Consider the following 13,721-nt stretch of genomic DNA (forward strand, 5'->3'; position numbering starts at 1 on the left):
GGCCGGCGATCGTCCAACGAGGGTGCTTGTGCATGGCGCCGATCTCCTGCGGTCGCGGCGGCACGGACCGTCCGCCACCGCTCGCCGGCGCATGCTAGCAGCGGCATGCGACACGGCGTGACGGCGCGCTGCGGGCGCCGTCAGCGCACGAAGCCCATGCCGCGCGCCTCGCGCACTTCGGGCTTCAGGCGGTGCTCGGCCTCCAGCTGCTCCAGGAATTCCTCGGGCGTGAAGGCGGCCGACAGGATCTCCACCTGCCGCTTGACGGCCGCGAAGTCGCCGGGGCAGAGCTGGTCCAGCTGCGCCAGCCGCGCCGCCAGTGCGGGCGTGAGCGCCTCGGCCGCGCCGGCCAGGGCTTCGGTGACGAACATGCGCTCCCGCTGCGCCGCCGTGAGCGGCTTGAAGCGGATCTTGAAGGTGAAGCGGCGCAGCGCCGCCTGGTCGATGCGGTCGAGCAGGTTGGTGGTGCAGACGAAGACGCCCTGGTAGCGCTCCATGCCCTGCAGCATCTCGTTGACCTCGGTGACCTCGTAGGTGCGCTGGGCGCCGCGGCGGTCCTGCAGGAAGGAGTCGGCCTCGTCCAGCAGCAGCACGGCCTTCTCGGCCTCGGCCTCGCGGAACATGGCGGCCATCTGCTGCTCGGTCTCGCCGACGTACTTGCTCATCAGGTCGCTGGCCTGCTTGATCAGCAGCGGCCGGCCCAGGGCGCGGGCGATGTGCTCGGCCAGCGCGGTCTTGCCGGTGCCGGGCGCGCCGTAGAAGCACAGCGTGCCGTGGCCGCGGGCCTTGAGCGCGTCGACGATGCGCGGGATCTCGAAGCGCGTGCCGACGTTGAGCATGCCCAGGTCCCAGGTCGTCACGGCCAGCCGCTCGGCGGGTGTGCCCGCGCTGCGGCCCAGGGCCTGGTCGGCGTTGCGCAACTGGCGCTCGATCAGCGCCTCGGCGGCGGTGCCGCCCTCGGCCGCCAGGCCGGCGAAGCGCACCGCCGTGCGGATCTGCGCCGGCGTGAGCCCGCGCCGCTCGGCCAGCCGGCCGGCGAAGGCCTCGGACACCTCGACGCCCGCCAGCGCCTTGCGCACGATCTGCTCGCGCGCGCCGGGCGGCGGCGACTTCAGTTCCAGGTGGTAGGCGAAGCGGCGGCGGAAGGCCGGGTCGATCTGCTCGATGCGGTTGGTGACCCACAGCGTGGGCACCGGGTTGGTCTCCAGGATCTGGTTGACCCAGGCCTTGCCGTTGACGCTGCCGCTGGCGGCCGGCGCCGCCACCTGCTCGGCGCGCGCCATGAACTGCGCGGCCTCGGTGCTGAGGGGCGGAAACACATCCTCCACCTCGTCGAACAGCAGCGCCGACTGCGCGCTGCCCTTGAGGAAGACCTGCGCGATCTGCAGCGAGCGGTAGCGGTCGCGGCCCGAGAGCGAATTGCCGTCGCGGTCGGCGTACTCGACCTCGAACAGCTCCAGCCCCGCGGCCTGCGCCACCACCTTGGCCAGTTCGGTCTTGCCGGTGCCGGGCGGGCCGTAGAGCAGCACGTTCACGCCCGGCTCCTTGCGGGCCACCGCGGCGCGCAGCAGCGTCACCAGCATGTGCGCCTCTTCGCCGACGAAGCCGAAGTCGTCCAGCGCCAGTTCGCTCTTGGTGGAAGGCCGGGTGAACACGGCCATCAGCTCGCTCTGGTCGCGGTACTCGCGCATGAGCACCGGCGGCAGTTTCTCGCTGACCTTCATGAGGTCGGCCAGGTCGGTGATGTTGTGCTCGGAGATGAGGTTCTCGACCAGGCCGATGCGCTCCAGGCGCGAGCCGGCACGCAGCGCCTCGCCCACCTCGCTGGGACTCACGCCGGCCACTTCGGCCAGCGCCGCATAGGCCTCGGGTGCGTTGCTGACCTTGAACTCCACCAGCAGCGAGCGCAGGTCGCGCTGGTAGCGCGCCAGCGTGCCGTAGAGCAGAAGCGCGCGTTCGGCCTTGTTCAACTGCAGCAGGCCGGCGAGGGCGTCGATGTTCTTCTCGACCAGCGTGGACTGCTTGCGCAGGGCCTGCGTGAGCCAGTCGCGCGTGAGGGCCAGCACGGCCAGCAGGTCCTTGGGCTGGTCCTTCGCGTATTCGTCGAGGTAGAAGAAGATCGTGCCTTCCTCGTAGGGGCCGCGCCAGTGGCCGTGGCGCTCGAGCAGGCTGCGGTTGTCCAGCGACTGCACGTCCTTCCACACCTCGTTGCCCTCGCAGCGCCGCGCCAGAAAGGCGCGCAGCCGCTGCAGCACCGAGGCCGGCCACACCAGGTGGCGGCCGGTGAGTGACAGCAGGCCGTTGAGGTCGCGCCGCACGTTGAAGCGCGGACCCTGCTGCGCCGCCAGCGTGAGCACGAAGTGCGAGCACATCAGCTCCAGCACCGGCGCCTCGCGCAGGCCGGGCGACGGCAAGGCCGCAGCGCGCGCGGCGGGGCTTGCATCGAGACCTGAACGTCGGGCCATGGCAGGGTTTCTCCGGGATTGAGCGCGACCATAGCGCAGTCCGATGCAATGCGGAAGAGCGTGCGCCCAAAGCCCCGCGGGCGGTCGAAGCGCCCCTGCCCGATGGTCAGCCAGGCCCCGGGTCGGCCGCGCCACAATGCGGGCCATGGTCTCCCTCCAAGACATCGAAGCCGCGGCCGGGCGGCTGCAGGGCCAGGTGCTGCGCACGCCCTGCGTGGAATCGCGCACGCTCTCCGACATCGTCGGCGCGCAGGTCTTCCTGAAGTTCGAGAACCTGCAGTTCACCGCCTCCTTCAAGGAGCGCGGCGCCTGCAACATCATGGCGCAGCTGGCCGCCGCGGACGTGCCGCCCAGGGGCGTGATCGCCATGTCGGCCGGCAACCATGCCCAGGGCGTGGCCTACCACGCGCAGCGCCTGGGCATTGCCGCCACCATCGTCATGCCGCGCTTCACGCCGGGCGTGAAGATCGAGCGCACGCGCGGCTTCGGCGCGAACGTGGTGCTGTTCGGCGACTCGCTGGAGGCCGCCCGTGCCCATGCCTACGAACTCGCGCAACGCGAGGGCCTGGCCTTCGTGCATCCGTACGACGACGACGCCATCATCGCTGGCCAGGGCACCGTGGCGCTGGAGATGCTGCAGGACGTGCCCGACCTGGACACGCTGGTGGTCTCCGTCGGCGGCGGTGGCCTGCTGGCCGGCATGGCCGTGGTGGCGCGCAGCCAGCGGCCCGGCCTGCACATCGTGGGCGTGCAGACGGCACGCTTTCCGGCCATGGTCAATGCCGTCAAGGGCACGCAGCACGTCGCCGGCACCAGCACCATCGCCGAGGGCATCGCCGTGGGCACGCCGGGCGAGCGCACGCGCGAAATCATCGCCGCCATGGTCGACGACCTGCTGCTGGTGGACGAGGGCGACATCGAGCAGTCGGTGCTGATGCTGCTGGAGATCGAGAAGACGCTGGTCGAGGGCGCCGGTGCCGCCGGCCTGGCGGCGCTGCTGCGGCACCCGGAGCGCTTCCGCGGCCGCAAGGTGGGCCTGGTGCTGTCGGGCGGCAACATCGACCCGCTGCTGCTGGCGGCCATCATCGAGCGCGGCATGGTGCGCGCCGGCCGCCTGGCGCGCCTGACGGTCAGCGCGCGCGACGTGCCGGGCATGCTGGCGCGCATCACCGCCACCGTGGCGGAGGCCGGCGCCAACGTCGACGAAGTCCACCACCAGCGCGCCTTCACGCTGCTGGCGGCACAGAACGTGGACATCGAGCTGGTGCTGCAGACCCGCGGGCGCGCGCACCTGGCCTCGGTGATCGAGGCGCTGCGCAACGCGGGCTTCGAGGCGCAGGAAAAGCACTGAGCGCCGGGGCGGGGCAGCCCTGTCGGCGGCTGCCGCCTGCCTGGCTCGCTGTCGCAACCGCGCGCAGGGCGGCGCTGGCGCCCCCGCCGCCGCCCTGCGCGCGAGCTCCGGGATAGCGCAAACCCACTCCTGGAGCGCTTCGGCAGGAGAAACCCCGACGTCCGTCCGCTTTCCTGGGACAAGGGCTGCTTGTTAATATCCCATCCCTTTTCCCTCCAACAAAAGAGACGCTCGCCCATGTCCACGCCCACGCCCGTCGAGCCCGGCCACGACGCCATCGTCGAGAAAGATGCGGTCGAAGGCATCGTTCCGCTGATGCCGATCGTGCTGCCCATCGCCGGCGGCATCCTGATGCTGCTGCTGGCGTCGATCGCGGTGTTCCTGGCCTGACCCACGCCTGAGAAGGTGTGAACGAACCCGCCATGTCCGCTCGTCCTGCCAAAACACGCCCACTCTGCGTTGCAAATGCTCGCCATAGCCCGAGCTATGGCTGTGCTTTGCGCCTTGATTGGCCGCGTTTTGGCAGCCCGCTCGGCCACGCCGGATTCATTCACACCTTCTGAGGCCGCCGACGGCGCGCATGTCTGCGGCCTGAGTGCCGAACCGGCTTGCACCCTGCCTTCCGGCGGATCGCCCGGCGTCCGCGCCCCGCATCGCCGTTGCCCGCGTCGACCACGAGTTCCCTGAACGAAGACGTTTTCTCCAACGACGTTCACGCCGCGCCCCGCGCGACGAGCGCCGTTCGAAAAGACAGTTTTCTTTTCAGGAGTTCACCATGAGTCCCAGCAACCTGCAGGCCCCCGACTACGTCAAGAATCCCAAGCTCGTCGCCTGGGTGGCGGAGATGGCAGCCCTGTGCAAGCCCGAGCGCATCCACTGGTGCGACGGCAGCCAGCAAGAGTACGACGCCCTGTGCAACCAGCTCGTCGAGGCCGGCACCTTCAAGCGCCTGAACCCGGCCAAGCGCCCGGATTCCTTCCTCGCCTGCTCCGACCCGAGCGACGTCGCCCGCGTCGAGGACCGCACCTTCATCTGCAGCGACAAGAAGGAAGACGCCGGCCCCACCAACAACTGGATGGCCCCGGCCGAGATGCGCGCCACGCTGCAGCCGCTGTTCGACGGCTGCATGCAGGGCCGCACCATGTACGTCGTGCCCTTCAGCATGGGTCCGCTGGGCTCGCCCATCGCGCACATCGGCATCGAGCTGTCCGACAGCCCTTACGTCGCCGTCAACATGAAGATCATGACCCGCATGGGCCGCGCCGTGTACGACGTGCTGGGCGCCGACGGCGAGTTCGTGCCCTGCGTGCACACCGTGGGCGCGCCGCTGCAGCCCGGCCAGAAGGATGTGGCCTGGCCCTGCAACAAGACCAAGTACATCGTCCACTATCCCGCCACGCGCGAGATCTGGTCGTACGGCTCGGGCTACGGCGGCAACGCGCTGCTGGGCAAGAAATGCTTCGCGCTGCGCATCGCCTCCAACATGGGCCGCGACGAAGGCTGGCTGGCCGAGCACATGCTGATCCTGGGCGTCACCAGCCCCGAGGGCAAGAAGTACCACGTGGCCGCCGCCTTCCCCAGCGCCTGCGGCAAGACCAACTTCTCCATGCTCGTGCCGCCGGCCGGCTTCGAGGGCTGGAAGGTCACGACCATCGGCGACGACATCGCCTGGATCAAGCCCCAGGCCGACGGCAGCCTGCGCGCCATCAACCCCGAGGCGGGCTACTTCGGCGTGGCACCCGGCACCAACTTCAAGACCAACCCCAACTGCATGGCCAGCCTCGACAAGAACGTGATCTTCACGAACGTCGCGCTGACCGACGACGGCGACGTGTGGTGGGAAGGCATGGAAGCCGACGCCCCGGGCAAGGCCATGCCCGCGCACCTGATCGACTGGCAGGGCAAGGACTGGACGCCGCAGATCGCCCGCGAGACCGGCGCCAAGGCGGCCCATCCCAACGCCCGCTTCACCGTGGCCGCCACCAACAACCCGGCGCTGGACGAGGCCTGGGACGACCCGAAGGGCGTGAAGATCGACGCCTTCATCTTCGGCGGCCGCCGCTCCACCACCGTGCCGCTGGTGACCGAGGCCCGCAACTGGACCGAAGGCGTCTACATGGCCGCCACCATGGGCAGCGAGACCACCGCGGCCGCCGCCGGCCAGCAGGGCGTGGTGCGCCGCGACCCCTTCGCCATGCTGCCCTTCATGGGCTACAACATGAGCGACTACTTCCAGCACTGGCTGGACCTGGGCCGCAAGCTGCAGGCCTCGGGCGCCAAGCTGCCGCACATCTACACCACCAACTGGTTCCGCAAGGGCGACGACGGCAAGTTCGTCTGGCCCGGCTACGGCGAGAACATGCGCGTGCTCAAGTGGATGATCGACCGCATCGAAGGCCAGGGCCAGGGCGACGAACACGTCTTCGGCGTGAGCCCGCGCTACGAAGACCTGAACTGGACCGGCCTGGACTTCAGCCGCGAGGAATTCGACAAGGTCACCAGCATCGACAAGGCCGCCTGGCAGGCCGAGCTGAAGCTGCACAGCGAGCTGTTCGAGCAGCTGGCGCACCATCTGCCGGAAGAACTGCCGCAGACCAAGGCGGCCATCGAGCAGCGCCTGGCGGCCTGATATAGAGAAGCACCCCCCATGCCGCTTCGCGGCTCCGGGCGGCCGCCAGAGGCGGCTGCTCTTCGGGCACGTCCAAGCCTGCACTGGCAGGCTTGGAGCCGCGGCCCTCAGCCCCTCCCTTGCGCCTTCGGCTTGGAGGGGGGCGCACCCCCCGGCCCGGCAAAGCCGGTTCCGCGGGTGCACTGGCATGGCCTGCTCCGGGGCCCCTTGATCTTTGCCGCCATGCCGGTTTCATGCGTCGTGGAGAACTGGGATAGCGTGAAGACAGCCCGGCGACTCGCGCGGCCGACCCTTCGATCCCGGAGACGCGCAGACGCAAAAAAACCGCCCGAGGGCGGTTTTTTTCTTGGAGCGCTCGCCGCCTTGCGTGGCGGCGGGTCGGGCTCAGTAGTAGCGGGCCAGGTGGCTGGCGGTGGCGGGATGCAGGGCCGTCTTGGTCGAGGCCGGCACGGCGCCTTCCACGGCACCCGAGGCCGACTCGGCGCGGGTGATGGCGGCCTGCAGGTCGTTCATGATGCGGGTGTCGCGGTGGGCAGCGGCCAGGAAGCGCTCGTCGGCGCGGGCGGCGGCCTGGGCACGCTGCAGCGCGTTCCAGCGATCGACCAGGTTCAGCGCCAGCTTCTGGGCGGCGCCCGCGGCGTACAGCGACAGGCCGCCGAACACCAGCACCCACAGCACGACCCAGGCGGCCAGCATGCTGCCATCGGTGATCTCGACCACGAAGCGCTCGGCCACCACCAGCACGGCGGCCAGCAGGGCTGCGACGACCAGCAGGGCGGCGGCGCCGCCATGGGCCTTGAAGCTGCGGCCGGCGTCGCGGATGTATGCGGCGGAGGCCTCGGCGCGCTGGACACCGGGGTGGGAAGCGGGCTGGTCGACGTGGACGAAGGTGGTCATGGCAATCCCCTCCTGAGGGAAGAAAGTGGTGGGCTGGTGAGCCGATGGACTGAATATTAGGGTTTGCCCCAGTGTTCTTCCACTTTATAGTGGTGATGCTCTTCATTCACGCGAATGATGAACGCCAATTTCCGCACACTTGACCTCAACCTGCTGCGCGTCTTCGACGAGGTCATGGCCGAGCGCAGCCTCACCCGCGCCGCGCGGAACCTGTCGCTGACGCAGCCGGCCGTCAGCAATGCCCTGCGCCGGCTGCGGGAGGCGCTGGGCGACGAGCTGGTGCACCGCGCCGGCAGCGGTGTGCAGCCCACGCCGCGGGCCCTGGCCCTGTGGCCGGCGGTGCGCGACGCGCTGCGGCACCTGCAGCACGCGATCGCGCCCAGCGCCTTCGACCCGGCGCTGGCCGAGGACAGTTTCGTGCTTGCCATGGCCGACGCGACCGCCACCGAGCTGATCCCGGGCGCCGTGCGGCTGCTGGAGGCGGAGGCGCCCGGCGTGTCGCTGCGGGTGGTACCCCTGAACACCCGCGACCCGCGGGCGCTGCTCGACAAGGAATCGGCCGACCTGGCCATCGGCCACTTCCCGGCCGTGATGGCGGACCTGACGGCGCGCAACCAGTCCGGCGAGGCGGTGGCCTTCGAATCCCACCGGCTGTACGTGGGCCGCTACGTGTGCGTGATGCGTGTGGGCCATCCGCTGGCCGGCCAGGAACTGACGCTGGACACCTTCTGCGCCGCGCGCCACCTGCTGGTGAGCTTCTCGGGCCGGCCCTGGGGCTTCGTGGACGAAGCGCTGGAGGCCGTGGGCCGCCGCCGGCGCATCGTGCTGACCGTGAACCAGTTCTTCACGGCCGGCAAGGTGGTGGCCGATTCGGACCTGCTGACGGTGCTGCCCCGCCATTTCGTGAGCAGCACCGGGGTGAGCGAGGGCCTGGTCGTGCGTGAACTGCCGCTGACGCTGCCGCTGGTGCACGTGGACGCCCTGTGGCACCGCCGCATGCAGGCCGCGCCCGGCCATGCCTGGCTGCGCGACCTGATCGTGCGGGCGGCGGGCGATGCCTTCGCACGCACGCTGGCGCAGTACATCCTGCCGCGCAGCTGAGCGGGCGCCGCGGGCTCGGCGCGCCAAGGCGTCGGCACCTGGCCGGCCCCCGGGATCGCGCGGCCGGCGCCGGTCAGCGGACGACGCGCAGCCAGGCCGAGGCGGCCTCGCGCAGTTCCTGCGCGTGGTGCGGGTCCAGGCCCGCCATGGCATCGGCGGATTCGAAGAGGTCGGCGGCGGGGCTGAGGGGTGCCGGGGCAGCGGTCGGCTGCATCCAGCGGGACCAGAAAGTAAGCAGGGAAGACATGATCTGTCGCGGCCTCCATGCCGCGTGGGTGTGTATGGGAAGAAGAATAGGGTTTTCCCTAGTTTTCTCAACCCCATGGCGATGCATTCCGTGCATGACGCCGCCGGGCCGCGACATGAGGCCCGGGTTTCTACACTGGTGCGCATGAAGATCCAGCTGCTGTCGGACCTGCACCTCGAAACCTATCCGGAGTTCGTCGCCCAGCCCGCGCCCGGGGCCGAGCTGCTGGTGCTGGCCGGCGACGTGGGCTCGTACCAGCGCGGCTCGCGCCTGGCCGACCCCGATTTCGGCCTGGGCCGCTTCTCCCCCAGGCGCGGCTGGCCGGTCCCGGTGATCTACGTGCCGGGCAACCACGAGTACGACGGCCTGGATTTCGACGACACCCATGCCCGCCTGCGCGACTGGTGTGCACAGCTGGGCATCGTCTGGCTGGAGCGCGAGACGCATGTGCATGCGGGCGTGCGCTTCGTCGGCACCACGCTCTGGGCCGATTTCGACGCGCTGGTCGAGGCCACCGACGACACCACCGCGCGGCTGCGCAAGCGCGGCAAGGCGATGCGGGCGGCCGATTTCTACCTGGCCAAGGCCGGCAGCACGCGCGGCGGCGCGCCCTTCATGGCCGCGGAACTGCGGGCGCAGTCGCTGGCCTGCCAGCAGTGGCTTCGCGACGCGCTGGCCCAGCCCTTCGACGGTCCCACGGTAGCCATCACTCACTTCGCACCGACGCTGGCCAGCGCCGATCCGCGCTATGGCCTGATCCCCGGCACGGCCGGCTTCTGCAATGCGCTGGACGACCTGCTGCCCCTGGCCGACGTGTGGCTGCACGGCCACCTGCACTGCGCCTTCGACTACGTGAAGTCGGGCTGCCGGGTGGTGGCCAATCCGCGCGGCTATGAGAACAAGGGCGAACAGGCCGACTTCCGGCCACTCGGCTGTGTGGAACTGCCGGCGCGGGGGCGGAATCGACCTTGAAGACGCCGGCGCCGACCGTCGGCCACCCACCTCCAAGGAATTGCCCGATGACGACTCGATTCGCCCCCGGCGCCCGGCGCGCCGCCTTCACCCTGGCGCTGCTGCTGGGCTTCGCCGCGCTCGGAACCGGCTGCGCCAGCAACGGCACCGGCGGCGGCGGTGGCAGCACCGCCACCGGCGGCAGCGGGGTGGAGGTGTTCGGCACCATCGACGCCGGCGTCAGCGGCGTGCGCAACAAGTCGGGCCGCTGAGCGAGGGCGGCCCCGCCGCCCTGCACCGTGACGCAGGGGTCAGTCCTCGTACCGGGCCGGCCGCTTTTCCATTCCGGCGCGCACCGCCTCCCTCTGATTCGGGCTGCCGATGAGCGCCTGCTGCTCGCGCGCTTCGGCCAGCAGCAGTTCCTCGGGGGTGGCATGGGCCGTCAGGCGCATCAGACGCTTGGCGGCGCGGATGGCGCTGGGGCTGCTGGCGGCGATCTGCCGCGCCAGCGTCCGCGCCTCGGCCAGCGGGTCGGCGCTGACCCGGGTGGCCAGGCCCAGCGCGGCGGCTTCGGCGCCATCGACCACGCGGCCGGTATAGACCAGCTCGCGCAGGTGGTCGCCGCGCACCAGCGGTGCCAGCAGGGCGCAGCCCGCCATGTCGGGCACCAAGCCCCACTTGATCTCCAGCACCGACAGGCGCGCCTCGGCCGCCACCAGGCGGATGTCCGCGCCGGCCGCCAGTTGCAGGCCGCCGCCGTAGGCCACGCCGTGCACTGCGGCGATGACCGGCACCGGCAGCGCCTGCCAGCCCCAGCAGACATGCTGGAAGCGGTTGGCGATGCCGTGGGTGCGCGGCAGCAGATCGGTGAAGCCGCCGGCGGGTTCGCCGCCCGCCATGCCGGCCATGCTGCCCATGTCCAGCCCGGCGCAGAAGGCGCGGCCCTCGCCATGCAGCACCACGGCCCGCAGGCCGGGCTTGGCCTGCAGCTGCGCCAGGGCGTCGAGCAATGCATCGAACATGGCCGGGTCGAGCGCGTTCATCTTGTCGGGGCGGGCGAGCGTCACCTCGGCCACGCCGCCGTCCATGTCGATCCGCACGCGGGTCGGGGAAGTCATCGGAACAAGTCTCCTGTGCAAAGCGCCCGGCGGCGCGGCCTATACCGTGCGCTGCGCGCGGTCGGCCGCGTTGCGGGACGCGATGGACTCGCGCGCCTTCGCCCAGTCCGCGTCGCCCCAGGCGGCCAGACTGGCGAAGTTGCCGCCGGTGGCCTGATATTGCCCGCCATCGATGGCGATCGTCTGTCCCGTGAGGTACTCGGCCTGCCGGCTCATCAAAAAGACCGCCAGGTTGGCCAGCTCGGGCATGCGGCCGGCGCGCTGCATGGGGTTGCCCTCGGGTCGGTGCTCGCCGCCCTGCGGATTGAGGCGCGCGCTCATGCCCTCGGTGGGAAACAGCCCCGGCGCGATGGCGTTGCAGCGGATGCCGCGGTTGCCCCATTCCACCGCCAGCGACTGCGTCATGGCATGCACGCCCGACTTGGCCATGGCCGAGGGCACGGTGAAGGCCGAGCCGTTCCACACCCAGGTGGTGAGGATCGACAGCACGCTGCCGCGCCGCCCCGCCGCCAGCCAGCGCCGGCCGCATTCCAGCGTCATGTTGAAGCTGCCGCGCATGACGATGTTGGCCACGGCGTCGAAGGCGCGCATCGACAGGTCCTCGGTGCGGCTGACGAAGTTGCCGGCCGCGTTGTTGACCAGGCCGGTGAGCGGCCCGCCGTCGGCCCAGATGGCGTCGAGCATGGCCTCGATGGCTTCGGGCTGGCGCACGTCGCAGGCATGGCCGGCCGCCTTGCCGCCGTGGGCGGCCATCAGCTCACGCGCGGTCTGCTCCACCACCGGGCCGCGCCGGCCGCAGAGGTAGACCTCGGCCCCCAGCATCAGGAAGGCCTCGGCCATGACGCGGCCCAGGCCGGTGCCGCCGCCGGTCACGAGGATGCGTTCGCCGGCCAGCAGGCCGGGCTTGTACATGAGGTCGTCGAGGGTCATGGCTTCACGGGTGAGGATGCGCCGTAGCGCGGTTCGCGCCGCGCCAGGAAGGCGCGCACGCCCTCCTGGAAGTCGGGCGTCTGGGTGCACAGCACCTGGTTGCGGTCTTCGATCGCCATGGCCGCCTCCAGGCTGGCGGCGTCCACCGCATGACCCAGCGCATCCTTGGTGAGGGCCAGGCCCAGCGGCGTGGCACGCAGCATGTCGGCGCACAGGCTGCGCGCCTCGGCCTCGATCTCGTCCATGGGGCCCACGCGGCTGACCAGGCCCAGTTGCTGCGCACGCGGTGCGTCGATGAAGCGGCCGGTCAGCAGGTATTCGGCGGCCACCGAACTGCCGACCATGCGCGGCAGGAAGTAGCTCACGCCCACGTCGCAGGCCGACAGGCCGATGCGGATGAAGGCGGCATTCATGCGGGCATCGGGCGTGGCCAGGCGGAGGTCCGAGGCCAGCGCCAGCGCGAAGCCGCCGCCGCTGGCCGCGCCCTGCACCAGGCTCACGATGGGCTGCGGGCAGCGCCGCATGGCGACCATGATGTCGCGGATGCCGCGCTGGCGTTGGAGCATGGTGGCGGCATCGGGCATGCGCTCGAGGTCCACGTCCCGCAGGTCCAGCCCGGCGCAGAAGGCACGGCCCGCGCCGCGCAGCACCACCACGCGGGCGGAGGATTGCAGCGTCAGTCCCTGGAAGTACTGGCGCAGCGCCAGCACCAGCGTGTCGTCCAGCGCGTTCAGGCGCTCGGGCCGGTGGAGCGTGAGCCAGGCGACGCCGGCTTCCTCGCGCACCTGCAGCACATCGGCGGCGGCGGGCGTGGTCATCACAGCGCCCGCGAGATGACTTCCTTCATGATCTCGCTGGTGCCGCCATAGATGCGTTGCACCCGCGCGTCGGCATACATGCGCGTTACCAGGTACTCGTTCATGAAGCCGTAGCCGCCGTGCAGCTGCACCAGCTCGTCGAGCACGCGGCCCTGCGCCTCGGAGCCCCACAGCTTGGCCATGGAGGCGGTGGCCGTGTCCAGTTCGCCGGCCACGATCTGCTCGACACAGCGGTCCATGAAGGCGCGGCCCACCATGATCTGCGTGGCCACCTCGGCCAGCTTGAACTTGGTGTTCTGCATCTCGGCGATGGGCTTGCCGAAGGCCTTGCGCTCGCGCACGTAGTCCAGCGTGGCGGCATAGGCGCCTTCCATGCAGGCCACGGCACTGACGCCGATGATCAGCCGCTCGTAGGGCAAGTCGCCCATCAGCTGGTAGAAGCCCTGGCCCTCCTGGCCACCCAGCAGGCCGTCGGCGGGCACCACCACGTTGTCGAAGAAGAGCTCGGAGGTGTCCTGCGCCTTCATGCCCATCTTGTCGAGCACGCGACCCACGCGGAAGCCTTCGCGCTGCATGCCCGGCGCGTCGCCGCCGGCAGGCGCCGCATCGGTCTCCACGATCAGGATCGAGGTGCCGCGCGCGCCCTGCGTGGGGTCGGTCTTGCACACGACCAGGATCACGCCGGCCAGGAAGCCGTTGGTGATGAAGGTCTTGCTGCCATTGAGCACGTAATGGTCGCCCTGCCGTTCGGCACGGGTACGGATGCCCTGCAGGTCCGAGCCGGCGCCGGGCTCGGTCATGGCGATGGCGCCGATCAGCTCGCCGCGGGCCATACGCGGCAGGTACTTGCGCTTCTGCGCCTCGGTGCCGTGATTGAGGAAGTAGTGCGCCACGATGGCATGCACCGAGTTGCTCATGCCGGAAAGGCCGCGGCGCGCCATCTCCTCGTAGATCACCGCCTCGTGCCGGAAGTCGCCGCCACCGCCGCCGTACTCTTCGGGGATGTCGGTGCACAGCAGACCCAGCTCGCCGGCGCGGCGCCAGAGCGCGTGGCCGACGTGGCCGCGCTTGCGGGCGGACTCGTCCTGCGGCTGCATTTCGGATTCGATGAAGCGCACCGCGGTGTCGCGCAGCGCCTCCAGCTCCTCGTTGCTCCAGGAGCGCTTCAGGTTCAGGGGCATGTCTGTCTCCTTGTCTGGCGCAGCCGGCCGCGC

The 13,721-nt window shown here is 70.5% G+C and carries 13 protein-coding genes; 6 read left to right on the plus strand and 7 right to left on the minus strand.

The genetic code is table 11. The features are described from left to right. Positions 1-140: 140 nt before the first annotated feature. On the minus strand, positions 141-2,465 hold the full coding sequence (locus NS331_RS03030; protein WP_058640541.1) for an ATP-binding protein: 2,325 nt from the start codon (positions 2,463-2,465) through the stop codon (positions 141-143). A 145-nt stretch (positions 2,466-2,610) separates the two neighbouring features. Here NS331_RS03030 and NS331_RS03035 point away from each other — a divergent pair, with 145 nt between their 5' ends. The 3 genes from NS331_RS03035 (at position 2,611) to NS331_RS03040 (ending at position 6,445) form a co-directional block, all read left to right on the plus strand. Next, on the plus strand, positions 2,611-3,816 hold the full coding sequence (locus NS331_RS03035) for a threonine ammonia-lyase (protein ID WP_193758035.1): 1,206 nt from the start codon (positions 2,611-2,613) through the stop codon (positions 3,814-3,816). Between the two features lie 237 nt (positions 3,817-4,053). Beyond that, positions 4,054-4,206, plus strand: a complete 153-nt coding sequence (locus tag NS331_RS26560) for a hypothetical protein (protein WP_193758036.1) — start codon at positions 4,054-4,056, stop codon at positions 4,204-4,206. 385 nt (positions 4,207-4,591) lie between these two features. Next, positions 4,592-6,445 carry a phosphoenolpyruvate carboxykinase (GTP) gene (locus tag NS331_RS03040; protein ID WP_058640543.1) on the plus strand — a complete coding sequence of 618 codons (1,854 nt, stop codon included), beginning with the start codon at positions 4,592-4,594 and terminating at the stop codon, positions 6,443-6,445. A gap of 384 nt (positions 6,446-6,829) precedes the next feature. Here the strand turns inward: NS331_RS03040 and NS331_RS03045 are convergent, their stop codons facing one another. Next, positions 6,830-7,342, minus strand: a complete 513-nt coding sequence (locus tag NS331_RS03045; RefSeq protein WP_058640544.1) for a hypothetical protein — start codon at positions 7,340-7,342, stop codon at positions 6,830-6,832. A 117-nt stretch (positions 7,343-7,459) separates the two neighbouring features. Between NS331_RS03045 and NS331_RS03050 the strand changes: the two genes are divergently transcribed. Further along, complete coding sequence (locus NS331_RS03050) at positions 7,460-8,443, plus strand: LysR family transcriptional regulator (protein WP_058640564.1); 984 nt, start codon at positions 7,460-7,462, stop codon at positions 8,441-8,443. 73 nt (positions 8,444-8,516) lie between these two features. Here NS331_RS03050 and NS331_RS26565 read toward each other — a convergent pair whose 3' ends face one another. Beyond that, positions 8,517-8,690 carry a hypothetical protein gene (locus NS331_RS26565; protein ID WP_193758037.1) on the minus strand — a complete coding sequence of 58 codons (174 nt, stop codon included), beginning with the start codon at positions 8,688-8,690 and terminating at the stop codon, positions 8,517-8,519. A 144-nt stretch (positions 8,691-8,834) separates the two neighbouring features. Here NS331_RS26565 and NS331_RS03055 point away from each other — a divergent pair, with 144 nt between their 5' ends. Together NS331_RS03055 and NS331_RS03060 are read left to right on the plus strand one after the other, a co-directional pair. Then, complete coding sequence (locus NS331_RS03055) at positions 8,835-9,662, plus strand: metallophosphoesterase (protein ID WP_058640545.1); 828 nt, start codon at positions 8,835-8,837, stop codon at positions 9,660-9,662. Between the two features lie 47 nt (positions 9,663-9,709). Then, on the plus strand, positions 9,710-9,913 hold the full coding sequence (locus NS331_RS03060) for a hypothetical protein (RefSeq protein ID WP_058640546.1): 204 nt from the start codon (positions 9,710-9,712) through the stop codon (positions 9,911-9,913). Positions 9,914-9,952: 39 nt separating this feature from the next. Here the strand turns inward: NS331_RS03060 and NS331_RS03065 are convergent, their stop codons facing one another. From NS331_RS03065 to NS331_RS03080, 4 genes are read right to left on the minus strand one after another with little or no spacing between them, the layout of a single operon-like run. Continuing rightward, the gene (locus NS331_RS03065; protein ID WP_058640547.1) at positions 9,953-10,759 is read right to left on the minus strand and encodes a crotonase/enoyl-CoA hydratase family protein; all 807 of its coding nucleotides are present in this window, start codon (positions 10,757-10,759) and stop codon (positions 9,953-9,955) included. Positions 10,760-10,798: 39 nt separating this feature from the next. Further along, positions 10,799-11,689: an SDR family oxidoreductase gene (locus NS331_RS03070; RefSeq protein WP_058640548.1), complete on the minus strand. Its 891-nt coding sequence runs from the start codon at positions 11,687-11,689 to the stop codon at positions 10,799-10,801. Next, positions 11,686-12,507 (minus strand): enoyl-CoA hydratase/isomerase family protein, encoded by an 822-nt coding sequence (locus NS331_RS03075; RefSeq protein WP_058640549.1) that lies wholly within the window; start codon positions 12,505-12,507, stop codon positions 11,686-11,688. The genes NS331_RS03070 and NS331_RS03075 overlap by 4 nt, the downstream gene beginning before the upstream one ends. After that, entirely contained in the window at positions 12,507-13,688 is a 1,182-nt protein-coding gene (locus NS331_RS03080; RefSeq protein ID WP_058640550.1) for an acyl-CoA dehydrogenase family protein, read from the minus strand. The genes NS331_RS03075 and NS331_RS03080 overlap by 1 nt, the downstream gene beginning before the upstream one ends. Positions 13,689-13,721: the final 33 nt, after the last annotated feature.

This window comes from Pseudacidovorax intermedius, from assembly GCF_001476815.1.
Taxonomy (GTDB): Bacteria; Pseudomonadota; Gammaproteobacteria; order Burkholderiales; family Burkholderiaceae_C; genus Xenophilus; species Xenophilus intermedius_A.

What these genes read in the sequence shown, in the direction of transcription:
- NS331_RS03080 (WP_058640550.1), bottom strand. Translation starts at nt 13,688, where the DNA reads ATGCCCCTGAACCTGAAGCGCTCCTGGAGCAACGAGGAGCTGGAGGCG.
- NS331_RS26565 (WP_193758037.1), bottom strand. Translation starts at nt 8,690, where the DNA reads ATGTCTTCCCTGCTTACTTTCTGGTCCCGCTGGATGCAGCCGACCGCT.
- NS331_RS03040 (WP_058640543.1), top strand. Translation starts at nt 4,592, where the DNA reads ATGAGTCCCAGCAACCTGCAGGCCCCCGACTACGTCAAGAATCCCAAG.
- NS331_RS03065 (WP_058640547.1), bottom strand. Translation starts at nt 10,759, where the DNA reads ATGACTTCCCCGACCCGCGTGCGGATCGACATGGACGGCGGCGTGGCC.
- NS331_RS03030 (WP_058640541.1), bottom strand. Translation starts at nt 2,465, where the DNA reads ATGGCCCGACGTTCAGGTCTCGATGCAAGCCCCGCCGCGCGCGCTGCG.
- NS331_RS03045 (WP_058640544.1), bottom strand. Translation starts at nt 7,342, where the DNA reads ATGACCACCTTCGTCCACGTCGACCAGCCCGCTTCCCACCCCGGTGTC.
- NS331_RS03055 (WP_058640545.1), top strand. Translation starts at nt 8,835, where the DNA reads ATGAAGATCCAGCTGCTGTCGGACCTGCACCTCGAAACCTATCCGGAG.
- NS331_RS03050 (WP_058640564.1), top strand. Translation starts at nt 7,460, where the DNA reads ATGAACGCCAATTTCCGCACACTTGACCTCAACCTGCTGCGCGTCTTC.
- NS331_RS03075 (WP_058640549.1), bottom strand. Translation starts at nt 12,507, where the DNA reads ATGACCACGCCCGCCGCCGCCGATGTGCTGCAGGTGCGCGAGGAAGCC.
- NS331_RS03035 (WP_193758035.1), top strand. Translation starts at nt 2,611, where the DNA reads ATGGTCTCCCTCCAAGACATCGAAGCCGCGGCCGGGCGGCTGCAGGGC.
- NS331_RS03070 (WP_058640548.1), bottom strand. Translation starts at nt 11,689, where the DNA reads ATGACCCTCGACGACCTCATGTACAAGCCCGGCCTGCTGGCCGGCGAA.
- NS331_RS26560 (WP_193758036.1), top strand. Translation starts at nt 4,054, where the DNA reads ATGTCCACGCCCACGCCCGTCGAGCCCGGCCACGACGCCATCGTCGAG.
- NS331_RS03060 (WP_058640546.1), top strand. Translation starts at nt 9,710, where the DNA reads ATGACGACTCGATTCGCCCCCGGCGCCCGGCGCGCCGCCTTCACCCTG.